Genomic DNA, 15,939 nt, shown 5'->3' with positions numbered 1-15,939 from the left:
CAATGCGGCATCTCGTCTTCTTTGGTATCTTGACGAAGTATTAATTATCGAAATCTTCACGTTTTGCAGGACGAGTGCTCGTGCTGCTTGGACGAGTGTATGGTTTACGCTCTGCGCTGCGGTTTGCACTACCGTCACGAGCTGGTGCGCCATCACGGTTGCCTTTATAGCCACCGCCATAGCCGCCACTGCCGCTACCGTAGTTGCTGCCACCGCTGCTATAGCCACCACGACTACCGCCACCGTTATTATCACGGTTACCACGGTATCCGCCACCGCTACCGCTGCCACCGGAAGTACCACGGTTTCCGCCATAACCACCATTAGGTTTACGGCCACTGCGGATATCGTTTTTGCCACCACGACGTTTAGCACGAATTGGATCTTCAGGAGTCAATTCAATTGCGGAATCCTTCTTGTCGCCAGTGAGAAGCTTCATAGCTGCGGACAACAATTGTACGGAATCATATTGCTCAAGCAATTGAATAGAAATTCCTTTGTACTCGTTCAACTCTCCACTTTCTACCACTTCAAGCAAACGCTCAGCAGTAACGCGTTGTTTACCTTCAATAGCTTCAGCCATTGTTGGCAAAGGTTTACGAGTAATCCGGTGACGAGTAACACGTTCGATCAAATGCAGGTGATCAATTTCGCGTGGAGTAACGAATGACCAAGCCGTACCTTCTTTACCTGCGCGTCCTGTACGACCAATACGGTGTACATAGCTTTCAGGATCTTGTGGCAAGTCAAAGTTAATTACGTGAGTTACGCCGGATACGTCCAGACCACGTGCCGCTACGTCAGTAGCTACCAGCACGTCAATGCTGCCATCACGGAATTTACGCATTACAGCATCACGTTGGTTCTGTGACAAGTCACCATGCAATCCATCAGCAGAATATCCGCGTTTTTGCAAAGCTTCAGCAAGCTCATCAACCCGGCGCTTAGTACGTCCGAATACGATAGCTAATTCAGGTGATTCCATATCAATCAAACGACTAAGAGCTTCAAACTTTTGACGCTCAGGCACTTCCACATAAGCTTGATCAATCAGTGGGGCACTGATTTGTTTCGGAATAACGGAGACATGTTGCGGGTTGTTAAGAAATTGTTGAGCTAGGCGTTGAATGTTTGGTGGCATTGTAGCAGAGAACAACATGGTTTGACGTTCTACAGGAACGAGCTTCAGGATAGTCTGAATATCTTCCATAAAGCCCATATCCAGCATTTCATCTGCTTCATCCAATACAACGGTTTGAACATCATCCAAACGGATCGTTTTACGGTTGATGTGATCGAGCAAACGACCAGGTGTACCAATAATGATTTGTGGTTTCTTTTTCAATCCACGGATTTGACGTCCAATATCCTGTCCGCCATAAATCGCCAACGAGCGAAGACCTTTGAAACGGCTTAGTTTGCCAATTTCTTCTGACACTTGGATGGCCAACTCACGTGTTGGTGCCATAATAAGGGCCAAGATTTTTTCGTCTTCACGGTTAATCTTCGAAATGAGGGGGATACCAAAAGCAGCAGTCTTACCTGTACCAGTCTGAGCTTGACCGATCAGATCCGACCCAGTCAATGCTAATGGGATCGACTGTTCCTGTATCGGTGTTGCCTCCTCAAATCCTAACTCTGTGATTGCTTGTAGCACTTTTGGCTCCAAGCCAAATTCTGCGAATGTTTTCAAATTATTCATGCTCCTTCTATACAGTGGACATTCCACATGCTTGTCTGTATTCTTAAGTAGCGGTAAACACATTTATAGGCTGTCCAATCATGCTCTATTTTCTGCATGATATAGCGCTTTTGGGACGAAAAGCCTCCCTAATCATCAGGTACCTTGTTGTACCTGAGCAACTGTAGCTTTACATCCGATGCAATGCAAAAATACCATTGTAACGTTCTACTCAAGAATATCCTATACATTATATCACAAACACATGTGAGAATACCAGTGGGTTCCTTTCTTTTCATTGCTTTCATGTTTTATTTTTTTAAATATATATATAAGGGTGGATTTACTTGTTAAGACAGATTTTGAATTGTTTGGTTGTTTTTTTAGGGGCAGCACTGATCGCCAGTGGATTTAATCTATTTTTAATTCCACACCGTTTACTAAGTGGTGGTGTATCTGGGCTTTCCATGTTAGTGGGTTATTTCACTCCATTAAACATAAGCCTCCTATACTTGCTCTTTAATATTCCTCTGCTGGCTGCAGGCTGGTTCCAGTTAGGCCGGAGATTTATTATTATGAGCATGTTGTCCGTTGTGTTTACAACCTGGTTCTTAACAGTGATTCCCGAGCATCTGGTGGCTACAGATATGCTGCTGTCCTCTGTGTTTGGCGGAGTTCTCGTTGGGATTGGCTGTGGTATCTCCTTCCGTGCAGGAGGTTCTTCCGGAGGTTTTGACATCTTGGGTTCAATTATCACTAAATACCGAGATTTCCCGGTCGGCAATGTAGTAGTAAGTTTAAATGGACTTGTTATCCTGGCGGCCGCTTATCTTGACCAGAACTGGAATTTAGCACTTTCATCAATGGTATCTATATATGTAACAGGTAAAGTGTTGGATATGATTCATATCAGCCACTTAAAGGTAACCGTATATATTGTAACAAACCGTACAGATGAATTACTGCAACATCTAATAGGCCTTCAACGAGGTGTCACAAAGATTAAAACAGAAGGTGCTTATTCTCACGTTGAAAAGGACATGCTAATGACGGTAACAACCCGCTACGAACTTGCAGAGCTGCAACGTATCATCCGCACGACAGATCCTCAAGCTTTTGTAAATATTGTTGAAACAGTTGGTGTTATGGGTTCCTTCCGGAAAGACAAAATGAGGAAATAAAAATTCCTAGTATTGGAAAATGCACCAACCTCATAATTATGATATATTATACACACGCAGAACCCTAACAATTTCATAAAGATTGAGATTTACCCCTCTTTTTTCCAAAGCACTTCGTTTTCCGATGAACACTGAATCTATTCAGAACTATCGAAAAAGGAAAGGGTGATTTTTGTGGAAATGGAAACGGTAAAACTGTCAGCAATCGTCATGAGGTGGTATCCTGATATGATGCCGTTTCTCAAACAGGACGAATTAAATTCAGTAATCGTTCTGCGAGACGGGCTAAGTATTCTGGAACCTGCAGATGCCATGGATATTATCCATTACAGCATCTGTGAACATCAGAATTCTGCGTATCTTCAATGAGCAAGCCGCAAGAGAAGTCTTGATAGTTGCCGCCTTGGGTTCGGCCCTGTTGCCGATTTAAGGCGGCATTTACTTTTTTCATACCGTTTCGAATCCATACATCTCGTTTATAAACAACAAAGGCGGTTTTTTATTCCCAATCTGAGCTAATATTGTTACAACACTGTTCTTTTTGGGAGCAACCGTTCCTATATAATTTAGGGGAAAGTACATAAAGGGAGAGAAAAACGAATGAACATCACCTGGGCTCTACTGATGATGGCCTTGGGAAGCGTAGGCGTACAACAGAACCAACATGACGCTGAAGTGGCGATCGCTTTGAAGTCCGCCATGAATCCCCCCATCATTGCACAACAAAACAACAATTCGAATGTAGCAACTCCAGCTCCAAGCGCTTCACCTGAAGCAACAAACTCAGAAAGTATGTTACACACCGATCCACAACCAGACGCACCCAAAGTAAAAGGCATTTATGTTACCGCCTACAGTGCTGGTGGGGAACGAATGGAAAAGCTGCTTACATTGCTTGACCAAACCGAACTTAACTCAATGGTTATAGACATTAAGGACGATGCGGGTTATATCACGTATAAGACCGATAATGCCGACCTCCAGAAGCTCGGTAACCCTCAGCCTTTTATTGGAGATATCAATAAGTTAATGGAACGTTTGAAGAAACATGATGTTTATCCTATCGCCCGGATTGTTGTTTTTAAAGATTCTATTCTTGCCAAGAAGAACCCGCAGATGTCTTTTGTTAATACTGACGGCACTGTATGGAAGAATAAGGGCGGCGACAGCTTTGTTAATCCTTATAATGAAGATGTGTGGAAATACAATGTGGATATCGCCAAGGAAGCTGTTAAGCTCGGCTTCAAAGAAATTCAGTTCGACTATGTTCGCTTTCCGGAAGGATTCGAAAAACGTGCTGATAACCTTAAATACACTAAAACCACTGACTCACGCGTAGAAATCGTATCTAATTTTGTTAAATATGCCAAAGCAGAGCTAGCTCCACTTGGTGTCCGTGTGTCCGTAGATATTTTTGGATATGCCGCATCTGCCCCTGCTGAGGGTATCGGCCAGGACTTTGTTAAAATATCCAAGAATGTGGATGTTATCAGTCCAATGGTTTATCCAAGCCACTATTCAACGGGATGGTTTGGCGTGAAAGAGCCCGACTTAGATCCTTACGCTACAATCAAAGGTTCCATGGTTGATACACATAAGAAACTTGATCCACTGGGCAGCTATAAACCCGTTATTCGACCTTGGATTCAAGACTTTACAGCAAGCTGGCTCGGAAGTGGTCATTATGTGAAATATGGTAAAAAACAGGTGGAAGATCAAATCCGCGCTTTAAAAGATGAGAACGTGGATGAGTTCCTTCTATGGAACGCCAACAATCGCTATACTGCCGATGTTGATTACGAAAAACAATGAATACAGCCCTTATTATTTATAGCTGATCTGATATACGTATGCTAAAGACCCGGCGTCTGCCGGGTCTTTTAACGGAAACTTATTGAACTATTTAACCTATTCCTTGAAAAACCATAAAGAATGAGGCACATAATTATGATACAGACCACCTCTTTAAAACAAAAGGCAGGACAATTTTTTCATATTTTATTCCCAATCCTTGTTACACAAATTGCTTTATCCGCGATCACCTTCTTTGATACTAATATGTCCGGTAAATTCGGAACCGTCGATCTGGCAGGAGTTGCGATAGGAACTAGTCTTTGGATTCCAATCCAAACCGGTCTCAGCGGTATTCTTATGGGGATCACACCTATTGTTTCACAGCTCATCGGGAGCAAAAAGGATAAGGATGTTGCCTTTCAAGTCACACAAGGTATTTGGCTGTCACTGATTGTTTCGATCATCGTCTTGCTAATTGGCAGCTTTGCCTTGTCACCTATTCTTAATTTTATGAACTTGGAGTCTGGTGTAAGAGATGTTGCTTTCCGCTTTCTCAGTGCTATTTCGTTCGGAATTATCCCCCTGTTTGGATATACGGTACTTCGTAGCTGTATAGACGCTTTAGGGCAAACACGCGTATCCATGTGTATTACACTAATAGCTTTGCCTGTAAATGTAGGTTTGAACTATTTGCTCATCTTCGGGAACTTCGGATTCCCTCGTCTCGGGGGCGTTGGTGCTGGGGTCGCTTCAGCTATTACCTATTGGGTTATATTTGCCGTTGCTCTACTGTTCATATATCGTTCTCAGGCCTTTGTAAATCTCAGATTATTCCGTAAGTTCTATTTTATATCGTTAAACAGCATTAAAGATTTGCTCAAAATCGGAGTACCCATCGGTTTCTCGATTTTTTTCGAAACAGCTGTCTTTTCCGCTGTAACCTTGTTAATGAGCCGATTTGATACCGTAACAATTGCCGCGCATCAGGCAGCAATCAATTTTGCAACAACACTTTATATGATTCCGCTCAGTATTTGCATCAGCCTTACCATCCTCGTCGGCTTCGAGACCGGGTCTGGCAGACAAAAGGATGCACGCCAATATGCCATAATGGGTATCGGACTGGCGGCAATCCTTTCACTGGCCACAGCTTTATTACTCTTGTTTGCCGGAAATCATGTAGCTGGTCTATATTCAGATGAACCCGATGTCATCTCGTTAATTCAGCATTTCCTGATCTATGCAATCTTTTTTCAAATCTCAGATGCGATTGCTACACCTACTCAAGGTGCGCTTCGCGGATATAAGGATGTTAACCCAGCCTTTATCATTTGTTTTATTGCCTATTGGGTAATTGGCTTACCTACAGGTTATGTACTTGCAACTTACACAGATCTAGGAGCATTCGGCTACTGGATTGGTCTTATCACCGGTCTTGCCATCGGTGCGACCCTGCTATTGTCTCGGCTTATCAAGGTTCAAAGACGTTATGCCGCACAATACGCACAGGAACAACTTCAGAGTTAACGATCCATATTACACAAAAAAGGAACAGTGCGAATCTCGCAGCTGTTCCTTTTTATATATAGTCGCTAATTATTGGGAAAGACGGGAAGCCAGCTCGTACAGCTCCAGGTCAAAGCCCTTTTTCGTATTTACTACGAGATCAATATCCGTAAGGGTTAATTCACCTTTGATGATACCACAAGCCTTGTCGGATTCACCTTCGATTAGCTTACGTACGGCAAAATCGCCAAGACGGCTAGCCAGATTCCGGTCTCCAGGAGTTGGTGTTCCACCACGTTGGATATGTCCGAGTACAGTAACACGCGCATCCAGAGAAGCATGACGGTCTTTCAGAGCTTGAGCCACATCTTCACCTTTGCCAACGCCTTCGGCAACAATTACGATACTGTGGCGTTTACCTCTGATAAAATTATCGCGCATCCGGTCAGCAACTTCATTCAAATCATAAGGCATTTCCGGCACAAGGATTGTTTCTGCTCCGGAAGCCAGTCCAGCATGCAGCGCGATATCGCCACAGTGGCGTCCCATAACCTCTACAATCGAAGAACGTTCATGGGAGGACATAGTGTCACGCAACTTGTTAATAGCGTCTACAACAACGCCAACCGCTGTATCAAACCCGATAGTGTAGTCTGTGAAGGAGATATCGTTATCAATCGTACCTGGCAAAGCCATAGTCTTGATACCGAGTTTACTTAATTTGTTAGCTCCTTTATAGGAACCATCTCCACCGATAACTACTAGACCATCGATACCCAGTTCATTAAGGATATCCGCGCCTTTTTGCTGTCCTTCCGGTTTCGTGAACTCCAGACATCTTGCAGACTGCAGAACAGTACCGCCACGTTGAATAATATCTCCTACACTGCGAAGATCCATTGGGAAGATATCGCGATTCAGCAGACCTTGATAACCACGTTGCACCCCAAATACCTCAATACCGAAATAAAGTGCGCTTCTTACAACCGCACGAACAGCGGCGTTCATTCCCTGTGAATCTCCACCACTAGTCAATACTGCGATTTTTTGAATTTTAGACATTCTGTTGTTCCTCCTTAAAATTGTGCGAAGCCTGATACTTCTTATAAAAATAACTTCGCGACATGGTTACAAAAAGCGTTTGCGTATCCAACGGCTGTTAGCGAAGAAGAACAGTCTTGTAAGCGGACTGCCTTTCATCAGGCTTTTAGATACAGAGCGAACTTCCCGCTGTTCGCTAACTTTCGGATCAGATAAATAAAGTGCCAGCAATCCCTCAATCACCATACGATGCATCGAAGACTCTGGAAGATTACGAACATCCTTACGGGCCCACTCAACCATTGCAGCGATCCGACTCAGCATGGTATCCGTGTCATCATAATAATTGCAGAAATTAAGATCACCGCCTGCTCGGTCCTCTTCCTGATCAATCAGATAATCCAGCATAATGTGCAGACCACATACATGCGGAAAATACGCGGCTCGAATCGAAGCCGCAGAAGCTTGGTTCAGCTTCGGATCACATGCGGATAGAAATAACATAAATACACCTAGCGTTGATCCCGTTGCAGCCGAAAATTCATTCCATTGCAGATGTGGTGCTCGACTGCCCTGTTCCTCCCACCACTCCTTCAGGGCTGTTTCCCTGAGTTCCGGGCGGATGTGCTTATACACTTGTAAATCTGTATAGAGCACAGCCAGTTCTCGAATCTCCGCTGCAGCAGCGGAATAACCTGGCAACAAAGAAATCATCTCTTGGCATTTGCGAACCAGCCTGTACAAATATCCGCCGTCATTCTGTTCACTTCGAAGCGCATAATAATTACCTGGCTCAGCATTTGGATCAATAGCATCCAGCATAGATTGATGCAGCAGCCTGAAATCTGCAGGATCAAGCGAAGTACTGCGATCACATAAGTTGTCCAGATAATCACTGATAGTTTGATAAGCAACAATTAGCGGAATCAGTATATGTTTCATCGATAAATTGCCGGCGGCATAAATACCACCGCCTATGCAATGAAACTCTTTAGTTTCAATGCTGGCAAGTGCTTGCTTCCGGAGCTCGGGATCGGGAATCCCGTTCGCATCTTGGCGCCAGAAATGGAGACATTCTCTCACTTCCGGCAGCACGTACTTATAGACCCTGTTCATAAGTCCCAGTGGACCACGCGGGCTAAGGTAACGGCCTTGCTCTAATTCACTCAATGACAGTGCCTCCACATTGTTGTCTCCTTATCCAAATCACCACTTATTATAATATGATCAGGCGTATTTGTACAAACAACAAAATCACTTTCGTAAAATCATGAAAGATTCAGAAATACAGCAGTTTTTAAAAACATCTCCTCATTGCTTTATGCTATACTAGGCATATTTCAATTTCGGAGGAGTGCAATCCATGTTTTCAAAACGGACCGGCAGCCTTTACAGCGATCAAAACTGGCTGCGTTCCTTTCTCTTTACCATATATGGTACCAGCGTCCTTGTAGTATCATACTTTCCTTTATTCTACACACATTTAGGGTTTAGCAGTTCTCAGATAGGCTACTTGTATTCCCTCGGCCCCCTTATCTCCATCCTATCCAATCTATTCTGGAGTATGATAAGCGATAAGTTAGGCACCATTCGAAAGATCATGTTCATATTACTTGCGGGTCAATTAGTAACTGGTCTTCTATTAGCCAGAGCGACGGAATTTTCATCTGTCATGCTTATTTTGTCCTTCTTCTACTTCTTCTATTACCCAGTTTTTCCGCTTGCCGATACAATGGCTATCAAAGTTGCCGAAAGACACGGACGGAACTTCATTACCATTCGCGTTTTTGGCTCCTTAGGCTATTCTTTCTTTGCTCTAACCGTTGGCTATGCATTAAGAGCATTGGGCTCTACTTGGAGCTTGACCCTATGTATCATCATCATTATTGCTGCACTTTTAATTACCCTAGGACTTAAGGATGTTAAAAGACCTGCTGTTATAGAAACAACGAATCAAGATAAGGACACAGCTGAAGCTGATAATAGCAAAAATGGACTTAAAGATATATTGTTGCAAAAAGAGGTGCTGTGGTTCTTCGGCTGTGTGTTTGTACTCGCGTTAGGCCATAGAATGAACGAAGCCTTTCTGACGATCAGTCTAAAACAACTGGGCGCTGGTGAGGAAATCATTGGCTGGGCACTGCTCGCGTCAGCTCTTAGTGAGATCCCTGTATTATTTATCCTCAGCAGATACGGCGACAAATTCAAAGAATTGCCCTTGCTGGCCTTGGGGAGTCTGATGTATGCTCTGCGTTTTCTTTTGATGTCCCTAGCGGATCATCCGGGCTCAATGATTGCCATTCAAGCCATGCACAGTATATCATTTGGTGTTTTTTATGTAACATCTGTCCGTTATATCACCCGGATTATTCCGGATCGCCTTCGGGCAACAGGTCTTGCCATTTTCACCGTCGTTTGGTCAAGTGCGTCTGGGCTGCTTAGCGGTACCTTTGGCGGCATTATTTATCAAGAGGCGGGGCGTTATATTTTTTATATAGTGGCTACGGGTTTCAGCTTACTCGCTTTTGCAGGGTTTCTGGGACAGCATTTATTGAAATCCAACCTGGATCCGATCAATTATTTCAGAAAAAAGAACAAAAAAGCCTCCCTATAATTAGGGTTGGTATTATTTCATAATACAAAAAGGTCGTTGCACTCCCCTTCACTGGAGTGTAACGACCTTTTTCATTTTGGATAACTTCTATAGTGGGCGTAAAAAAACACAGTTCCCGAAAGAACTGTGTTCTGTAAGTTGGTAACCACTCTTGCAAGGGCTTGCCAAGTAAATTATATATTTGTAGCAGACAGCTTAACTGTCCTGCTGTTTCTTATAATTTTACTACGTTTTCAGCTTGCGGTCCACGACTACCATCAGTGATGTCGAATTCTACTTCTTGACCTTCGTCCAAAGTCTTGAATCCTTCACCTTGAATTGCTGAGAAGTGTACGAATACATCTTCGCCGCCTTCTACTTGAAGAAAACCATAACCTTTTTCTGCGTTAAACCATTTTACTGTACCTTTCAATTGAACAACCTCCTAAAAATAACCGCCATATATGGCGTATAACTATAGTATACTGCAATCTTCTGTTCAAATCAATCAAACCCAACCCTTAATATATGATTTAATTTGCTTTTCCCTTCTCCAGTGCGTTATCATTGAGCCAAAAGCCAAAAATCGCCAGGGTGGTAATGATAATGATCAAAAAACATGAAATATACAAAACAGACAAATGGAATATGATGACGGTAGAAGTTCAAGGCCGCTACATTGTACTCCGCGAAATTTCCGATCAATGGGGAGAAGAAACACATACCTTCCTGAGTCGTCCAGCGATGATGCAATGGGTGAATAACCGCTTCAACAAGGAATCTTATAAAGACAATGAAGAAGAGTACAAAAACATCATTGCAGCTTTCAAACAGGTATAACAGGAAATGAATAACGAAAATCTCACGATTTATGTTGTCCTAGTCCTCTGTCTAGGCGCAGTATTAATTATGACCAAGGATCGTGTCCCGCCGAAACTAAAGCGGGGCATGGCCATGGCTGCGGTCGTAATGATTCTGTTTGCTTTCATCTTTGTTATTTATAGCTTGTTGGCATAACTACCATATAAAGAAGACTAAATATTAATAATCAGGACTTAGCAGGACATAATAAGCTGACTCTACTTTTCAAAGAGGAGGACGTCATGCCTATTACACTCAAGTCCATCCCTCTTCTACTTGTGCTCAGCTTGCTACCGGGTGAAATATCATCCACAGTATTGCCGAGGGAGATTATGCCTACTACATCTCATCATTCTAGGAGGGTTTCTATGGAACAATTATTGAAGAGAAGTGAAGTACCTGCTGAGAATCGTTGGAAGCTTGAAGATATATTTGCCTCTCAGAAGGATTGGGATGCAGAATATGCTGAAGCTAAATCACTGATCAAAAAAGCTGCTGATTTCCAAGGTAAACTTGATTCCGCAGAAGCTGTGAAACAATGTTTTGAGCTGGATGACAAGCTGTCAGTCTCCACTGAGCGACTTTTTGTCTATGCTCATATGCGTCAGGATGAAGACACTGCTAATCCTGAATATCAAGCTTTGTCCTCCAAAGCGAAGAAGCTTGGGATCGAAGCAGGCGAAGCCTTTTCTTTTGTAACCCCAGAAATCTTGGCACTGCCTATTGAGAAGCTGGATCAATTTATTGCTGATCCTGAACTGTCCGCTTACACCTTCACTTTAAAAGAGATGAAACGTGAGAAAGCGCATGTATTGTCCAAGGCTGAGGAAGCTCTGCTGGCCCAAGTTGGAAACCTAGCACAAGCGCCTCAGAACATTTTTAGTATGCTGAACAACGCAGATCTGAAATTCCCTAAGATTAAAGATGAAGATGGCAAAGAGGTCGAGCTGACTCACGGCAACTATATCAAGTTCTTGGAAAGCTCCGATCGCGAGGTTCGCCGAAATGCTTTTAAAGCAGTCTATGACACCTATCGTAAGCAAAAAAACACCATCGCAGCAACGCTTAGCGCCAATGTGAACAAAAACGTCTTTTTCTCACACGTCCGCAAGTATCCATCTGTAATGGAAATGTCTCTTTACGGTGATAACATTCCAAAAGAGGTATACACCAACCTGATCGATACGATTCATGAGAGTCTTCCTTTAATGCACCGTTACATGAAGTTGCGTCAAAAGCTGCTTGGTGTGGATGAGTTACATATGTATGACCTATTTGCACCACTAGTAGATGAATATAAGCTGGATATCACGTACGAAGAAGCGAAGAAAATTACCAAAGAAGGCCTCAAACCGCTGGGTGAAGATTATCTGAATGTGCTGCAAAAAGGCTACGACAATGGCTGGATTGATGTCTATGAGAACGAGAATAAACGCTCTGGAGCTTACAGCTGGGGCCCTTATGGCACACACCCATACGTCCTGCTGAACCATAACGATAATCTGAACAGTATGTTTACTCTGGCACATGAGATGGGTCATGCTCTACACTCTTATTTTTCAGACAACGCTCTGAACTATCGGGATGCACAGTATACCATTTTCCTTGCAGAGGTTGCCTCGACTACCAATGAAGCTTTGCTTATGGATTATCTACTCAAAAAGTCTACAGATCCTAAGGAAAAAATGTATCTGCTCACCTACTATGCCGATCAGTTCCGGACAACGATTTTCCGGCAAACGATGTTCGCAGAATTCGAAAAGATCATTCATCAGCGTGTTGAAGAGGGCGATTCGCTTACCCCACAAGATCTTTCGAGTATCTACTACGACCTGAATGTCAAATACTACGGCAAAGAAATGGTTGTAGATCAGGATATCGAGATGGAATGGGCACGAATTCCGCATTTCTATAACAGCTTCTATGTTTACAAATATGCAACAGGCTTCTCGGCAGCGACTAGCTTTGCCAAACAAATCCTTGAAGAAGGTAAACCGGCGGTAGATCGTTACCTCGGCTTCCTGAAGAGCGGTGGCAGTGATTACTCCATCAATATTTTGTCAAAAGCAGGCGTTGACATGTCGTCTCCTGAGCCGATTCGCGAAGCGATGAGTGTGTTCGAAAGTGTTATCGCGCAAATGGAACAGTTGACCAAATAAGGCAGAGAGCTTAGTATTACATTAATCCCTTGCCCTATCTGGGCAGGGGATTTTATATTGTTATATCCCCCTGAGGAGGAAGAATTCAATGAGAATTCAATGGTCACTAATTGCGGGTCTAATCTTCGCGCTGCTAACCGCCATATTCGCAGTCATCAACGTTGATCCCGTTCAAGTCAATTTCGGTTTTGATGTGGTTAATATACCACTTATACTCGTTATTCTTGGCTGCGCGTTAATTGGCGGAATCATCGTGGGCTCTTACGGCATTTTTCGTCAATACAAACTACAAAAGCAAATTAAAAGCTTAACTGCTGAGCTTACCAAGCTTCGTGATGCCGACACTTCACTGGATTCTTTTAACACAGACAATGATGGCTTAACAGGAGGGCTTAACTAATGATTACCATTCAACCTAATGAAGACTACATACTTTCCATCCTAAAAAAATTACTCGATACCCCCAGCCCAAGCGGTTTCACCGCACAGGTAATGACACTAGTTGCTGAAGAAGCAGCTGCGCTGAACATACCTTTAAGCTGGAATGAAAAAGGCGGCGTAATTCTTAACGTCCCGGGCCTAGATCCCTCTCGTACTATTGGCATCAGCGCTCACGTGGATACACTTGGTGCCATGGTACGCTCGATTAAAGCTAACGGTACACTGCGACTGACCTCAGTAGGCGGCTTCGCCATGCACAGCATTGAGAATGAATATTGCACGATCCATACCCGCAGCGGCAAAACTTATACAGGAACCATCTTAACCAGCCATCCATCTGTTCACGTATATCCAGACGCTCGTGACTTCAAACGATCAGAGGAGAACATGGAAGTACGTATTGATGAGCTGGTATCTTCTAAAGAAGACGTACTCAAGCTTGGCATTTCCGTCGGAGATTTCATTTCTTTCGATGCACGTGCAGTGATTACGCCTAGCGGCTACATTAAATCCCGTCATTTAGACGACAAGGCAAGCGTGGCTGCCCTTCTTGGATTACTGGAAAGTATTAAACGTGAAGGCTGGAAACCTCTCCACAACCTTTCTTTCCTCATCTCTAACTACGAGGAAGTGGGACATGGTACAGCTTGGATTCCTGGTGAAATCAATGAAATGATTGCCGTCGATATGGGCGCCATGGGTGATGATCTCAGCTGTAAAGAAACCGATGTATCCATCTGTGCAAAAGACTCTTCCGGCCCTTACGATTATGTTATGACAGGCCGTTTGATTGAACTGGCAGAGGCACTCGCGATTCCTTATGCAGTTGATATCTATCCTATGTACGGCTCCGATGCTTCCGCAGCGCTCAGAGGCGGAAACAATATCCGCGCAGCATTGATTGGCCCAGGTGTACATGCCTCCCACTCCATGGAACGTACGCATAAGCAAGCTGTAGTGAACACTGCTAAGCTTCTCGCTGCTTATGTGGGTACAAACTGAGGCTAGCTCTGGCAAGCTAAAACAGCTCTGGAGGCGCAGACAGAGACTTATCGTCTCACTCCTGGTGTTATTGATAGCGGGGTTAGCGCTATCGTTGTTTCTGGTATTTAGAAATCACAAGGAAGATCCCTTTAAAGGTCTTCCTCACGCCTATAGCTTTTTGGAAACAGTGAGTGCAGATAATGTGCAGCTCTATATGATGTCACTTTCACCTGAAGATATTAAGCTCAGGGCCGCGGGTGTCCCTTTACGGCAAGTTAATGCATATGGGATTAACGGTGGTTTTTTCTATCAAGATGCGCTTTTATCCATGGCTATCATGAATGATACTCCAGTCAACGGGGCCCAGAAGGGTTATGGGTCTGGCTGGTTCAATGCTAAATACGCACGTGGAACTCTTGTCTGGGATGGTGCCAGCCGTAGCTTCTCCGTACAGGTTGTCTCTTCTGGAGAAGAATTGAAGATTACTGATCGCCAGCATTATTTTGCGCAAGGTGGCATTAGTATGAATCTGGGACACGAAGACTTATGGGAAGCGGCAGTAGCTGAAGAGCATCTTCCTTACGCTGATGAGAAACGCCTGCGCTCAGGCATGGTGTATGACAACACAGGAAAGCTCTGGCTGATTGTTACCCCAACGCTCTCAACAGCGGCAGATTTCCGCTCAGCGATCCTCCAGACAGTTCCTGCCAAGGGTCTGGAGGGTATCTTCTTGGACGGAGATGGCTCTTCCCAGATGAATGCGAAGGAAATCATTGTACCCGGCGATTCTCGGTCTGTAGTGCAAATGATTGCTGTGGACGGAACGAAATAAAAGAGTAGAAAAATAAAAGAGTAGAATTCTCCAATTAATGGAGGACCCTACTCTTTTTTTGTTTATTGGTGGTTCGCTTGTTCTTCAACAGACACTGCCGGAATTTTTTGGGGTCAACCCCTTCGGTGAGTGCTTATGGACCCAGATGATGTTATTCGCCAATTTTCAGCCTATGGGGCACTGTTTCGGACCCCATTGACGTTATTAGCTTGAAAAGCTACGTATTAGGAGCTTTTTGTGCTAATAGTGACTGCGGAGTCCGTAAACATTCCAAATGTGCAATAATGCTGCGTTTAAGGTCAGTGGTATCCGGATAGTACTTCGTAAGTATTAATGCGATATAAAAGCTAGCATCAATCCCAGACTTGCTCCAGCTTATCTGAATAATAAGAAATGGCCTTACTGTAACTTCTTATCCCTTCATCCGCAGAGGTTTCTGCCAACAGCTTAAGCAGCAGCTCCATCGCTTGACTATGCTCTCCAAGATTGTGCAAGGTCATGGCTAGGAACGCCGGAAATTCCTTATTCTCTGGGTACTCCTGAACAGCCTGCATCAGAAGACCTTTTGACTTCTCGTATTCTCCGAGTGTCCGGTAGGTGCTGCCCAGTCCCAATAGAGCGCCAACTCTCTGCTCAGAGGGTAATCCTAACGCCAAGCTTTTCTCATAAAAGGGTACTGCCGCCCGCTCCAAACCCAGCACATCATGCGTCCAGGCCAATTGATATAGAAGTTCAGCGTCCCCAGCATTCTGCTCATATAGCTCAAACAGCATCATTTTGGCTTCTTCCGCTTTACCAGCGTTGCGTAGGGCTACGGCAGCTTTAAGTTTATCTTCCACACAGAGCCCTCCCCTATTTTCATTAAA

16 protein-coding genes are annotated in these 15,939 nt (G+C 43.9%); 11 read left to right on the top strand and 5 right to left on the bottom strand.

The window, feature by feature from the left end:
• Positions 1-40: 40 nt before the first annotated feature.
• Positions 41-1,693: a DEAD/DEAH box helicase gene (locus tag NYE35_RS10685; protein ID WP_038569823.1), complete on the bottom strand. Its 1,653-nt coding sequence runs from the start codon at positions 1,691-1,693 to the stop codon at positions 41-43.
• A 335-nt stretch (positions 1,694-2,028) separates the two neighbouring features.
• Between NYE35_RS10685 and NYE35_RS10680 the strand changes: the two genes are divergently transcribed.
• From NYE35_RS10680 to NYE35_RS10665, 4 genes are all read left to right on the top strand, one after another.
• Positions 2,029-2,862: a YitT family protein gene (locus tag NYE35_RS10680; RefSeq protein WP_036689285.1), complete on the top strand. Its 834-nt coding sequence runs from the start codon at positions 2,029-2,031 to the stop codon at positions 2,860-2,862.
• A 180-nt stretch (positions 2,863-3,042) separates the two neighbouring features.
• Complete coding sequence (locus NYE35_RS10675; RefSeq protein ID WP_036689649.1) at positions 3,043-3,231, top strand: hypothetical protein; 189 nt, start codon at positions 3,043-3,045, stop codon at positions 3,229-3,231.
• Positions 3,232-3,462: 231 nt separating this feature from the next.
• Positions 3,463-4,674 (top strand): putative glycoside hydrolase, encoded by a 1,212-nt coding sequence (locus tag NYE35_RS10670; RefSeq protein WP_341120929.1) that lies wholly within the window; start codon positions 3,463-3,465, stop codon positions 4,672-4,674.
• 135 nt (positions 4,675-4,809) lie between these two features.
• Positions 4,810-6,183, top strand: coding sequence for an MATE family efflux transporter (locus NYE35_RS10665; protein WP_038569819.1), 1,374 nt, complete (start codon positions 4,810-4,812; stop codon positions 6,181-6,183).
• A 69-nt stretch (positions 6,184-6,252) separates the two neighbouring features.
• Here the strand turns inward: NYE35_RS10665 and pfkA are convergent, their stop codons facing one another.
• Positions 6,253-7,224: a 6-phosphofructokinase gene (gene pfkA, locus NYE35_RS10660; RefSeq protein WP_036689277.1), complete on the bottom strand. Its 972-nt coding sequence runs from the start codon at positions 7,222-7,224 to the stop codon at positions 6,253-6,255.
• Between the two features lie 66 nt (positions 7,225-7,290).
• On the bottom strand, positions 7,291-8,373 hold the full coding sequence (locus NYE35_RS10655; RefSeq protein WP_036689648.1) for a tetraprenyl-beta-curcumene synthase family protein: 1,083 nt from the start codon (positions 8,371-8,373) through the stop codon (positions 7,291-7,293).
• 193 nt (positions 8,374-8,566) lie between these two features.
• Between NYE35_RS10655 and NYE35_RS10650 the strand changes: the two genes are divergently transcribed.
• Positions 8,567-9,817 (top strand): MFS transporter, encoded by a 1,251-nt coding sequence (locus NYE35_RS10650; protein ID WP_076107451.1) that lies wholly within the window; start codon positions 8,567-8,569, stop codon positions 9,815-9,817.
• A 214-nt stretch (positions 9,818-10,031) separates the two neighbouring features.
• Here NYE35_RS10650 and NYE35_RS10645 read toward each other — a convergent pair whose 3' ends face one another.
• A complete protein-coding gene (locus tag NYE35_RS10645; RefSeq protein ID WP_036689272.1) occupies positions 10,032-10,229 on the bottom strand; it encodes a cold shock domain-containing protein in 198 nt (65 codons plus the stop codon).
• A 173-nt stretch (positions 10,230-10,402) separates the two neighbouring features.
• Between NYE35_RS10645 and NYE35_RS10640 the strand changes: the two genes are divergently transcribed.
• The 6 genes from NYE35_RS10640 (at position 10,403) to NYE35_RS10615 (ending at position 15,073) form a co-directional block, all read left to right on the top strand.
• A complete protein-coding gene (locus tag NYE35_RS10640; protein ID WP_036689271.1) occupies positions 10,403-10,636 on the top strand; it encodes a hypothetical protein in 234 nt (77 codons plus the stop codon).
• Between the two features lie 6 nt (positions 10,637-10,642).
• A complete protein-coding gene (locus NYE35_RS10635) occupies positions 10,643-10,813 on the top strand; it encodes a hypothetical protein (RefSeq protein ID WP_036689267.1) in 171 nt (56 codons plus the stop codon).
• A 212-nt stretch (positions 10,814-11,025) separates the two neighbouring features.
• Positions 11,026-12,816: an oligoendopeptidase F gene (gene pepF / locus NYE35_RS10630; protein WP_036689265.1), complete on the top strand. Its 1,791-nt coding sequence runs from the start codon at positions 11,026-11,028 to the stop codon at positions 12,814-12,816.
• A gap of 88 nt (positions 12,817-12,904) precedes the next feature.
• The gene (locus NYE35_RS10625) at positions 12,905-13,216 is read left to right on the top strand and encodes a LapA family protein (protein WP_042126298.1); all 312 of its coding nucleotides are present in this window, start codon (positions 12,905-12,907) and stop codon (positions 13,214-13,216) included.
• A gap of 2 nt (positions 13,217-13,218) precedes the next feature.
• On the top strand, positions 13,219-14,259 hold the full coding sequence (locus NYE35_RS10620) for a M42 family metallopeptidase (protein ID WP_036689645.1): 1,041 nt from the start codon (positions 13,219-13,221) through the stop codon (positions 14,257-14,259).
• Positions 14,260-14,353: 94 nt separating this feature from the next.
• Positions 14,354-15,073, top strand: a complete 720-nt coding sequence (locus NYE35_RS10615; RefSeq protein ID WP_256717038.1) for a hypothetical protein — start codon at positions 14,354-14,356, stop codon at positions 15,071-15,073.
• Positions 15,074-15,426: 353 nt separating this feature from the next.
• Here NYE35_RS10615 and NYE35_RS10610 read toward each other — a convergent pair whose 3' ends face one another.
• Positions 15,427-15,912, bottom strand: coding sequence for a tetratricopeptide repeat protein (locus NYE35_RS10610; protein WP_249267663.1), 486 nt, complete (start codon positions 15,910-15,912; stop codon positions 15,427-15,429).
• Positions 15,913-15,939: the final 27 nt, after the last annotated feature.

The organism is Paenibacillus sp. FSL L8-0494 (genome assembly GCF_038003695.1).
Lineage (GTDB): Bacteria > Bacillota > Bacilli > Paenibacillales > Paenibacillaceae > Paenibacillus_AQ > Paenibacillus_AQ odorifer.
Note: the sequence above shows the minus strand (reverse complement) of the source record. Positions and strands in the feature narration are given on the sequence as shown.

Coding starts and splice junctions, on each gene's coding strand:
- NYE35_RS10675 (WP_036689649.1), top strand. CDS start 3,043: ATGGAAACGGTAAAACTGTCAGCAATCGTCATGAGGTGGTATCCTGAT.
- NYE35_RS10670 (WP_341120929.1), top strand. CDS start 3,463: ATGAACATCACCTGGGCTCTACTGATGATGGCCTTGGGAAGCGTAGGC.
- NYE35_RS10665 (WP_038569819.1), top strand. CDS start 4,810: ATGATACAGACCACCTCTTTAAAACAAAAGGCAGGACAATTTTTTCAT.
- pfkA (WP_036689277.1), bottom strand. CDS start 7,224: ATGTCTAAAATTCAAAAAATCGCAGTATTGACTAGTGGTGGAGATTCA.
- NYE35_RS10650 (WP_076107451.1), top strand. CDS start 8,567: ATGTTTTCAAAACGGACCGGCAGCCTTTACAGCGATCAAAACTGGCTG.
- NYE35_RS10640 (WP_036689271.1), top strand. CDS start 10,403: ATGATCAAAAAACATGAAATATACAAAACAGACAAATGGAATATGATG.
- NYE35_RS10635 (WP_036689267.1), top strand. CDS start 10,643: ATGAATAACGAAAATCTCACGATTTATGTTGTCCTAGTCCTCTGTCTA.
- pepF (WP_036689265.1), top strand. CDS start 11,026: ATGGAACAATTATTGAAGAGAAGTGAAGTACCTGCTGAGAATCGTTGG.
- NYE35_RS10625 (WP_042126298.1), top strand. CDS start 12,905: ATGAGAATTCAATGGTCACTAATTGCGGGTCTAATCTTCGCGCTGCTA.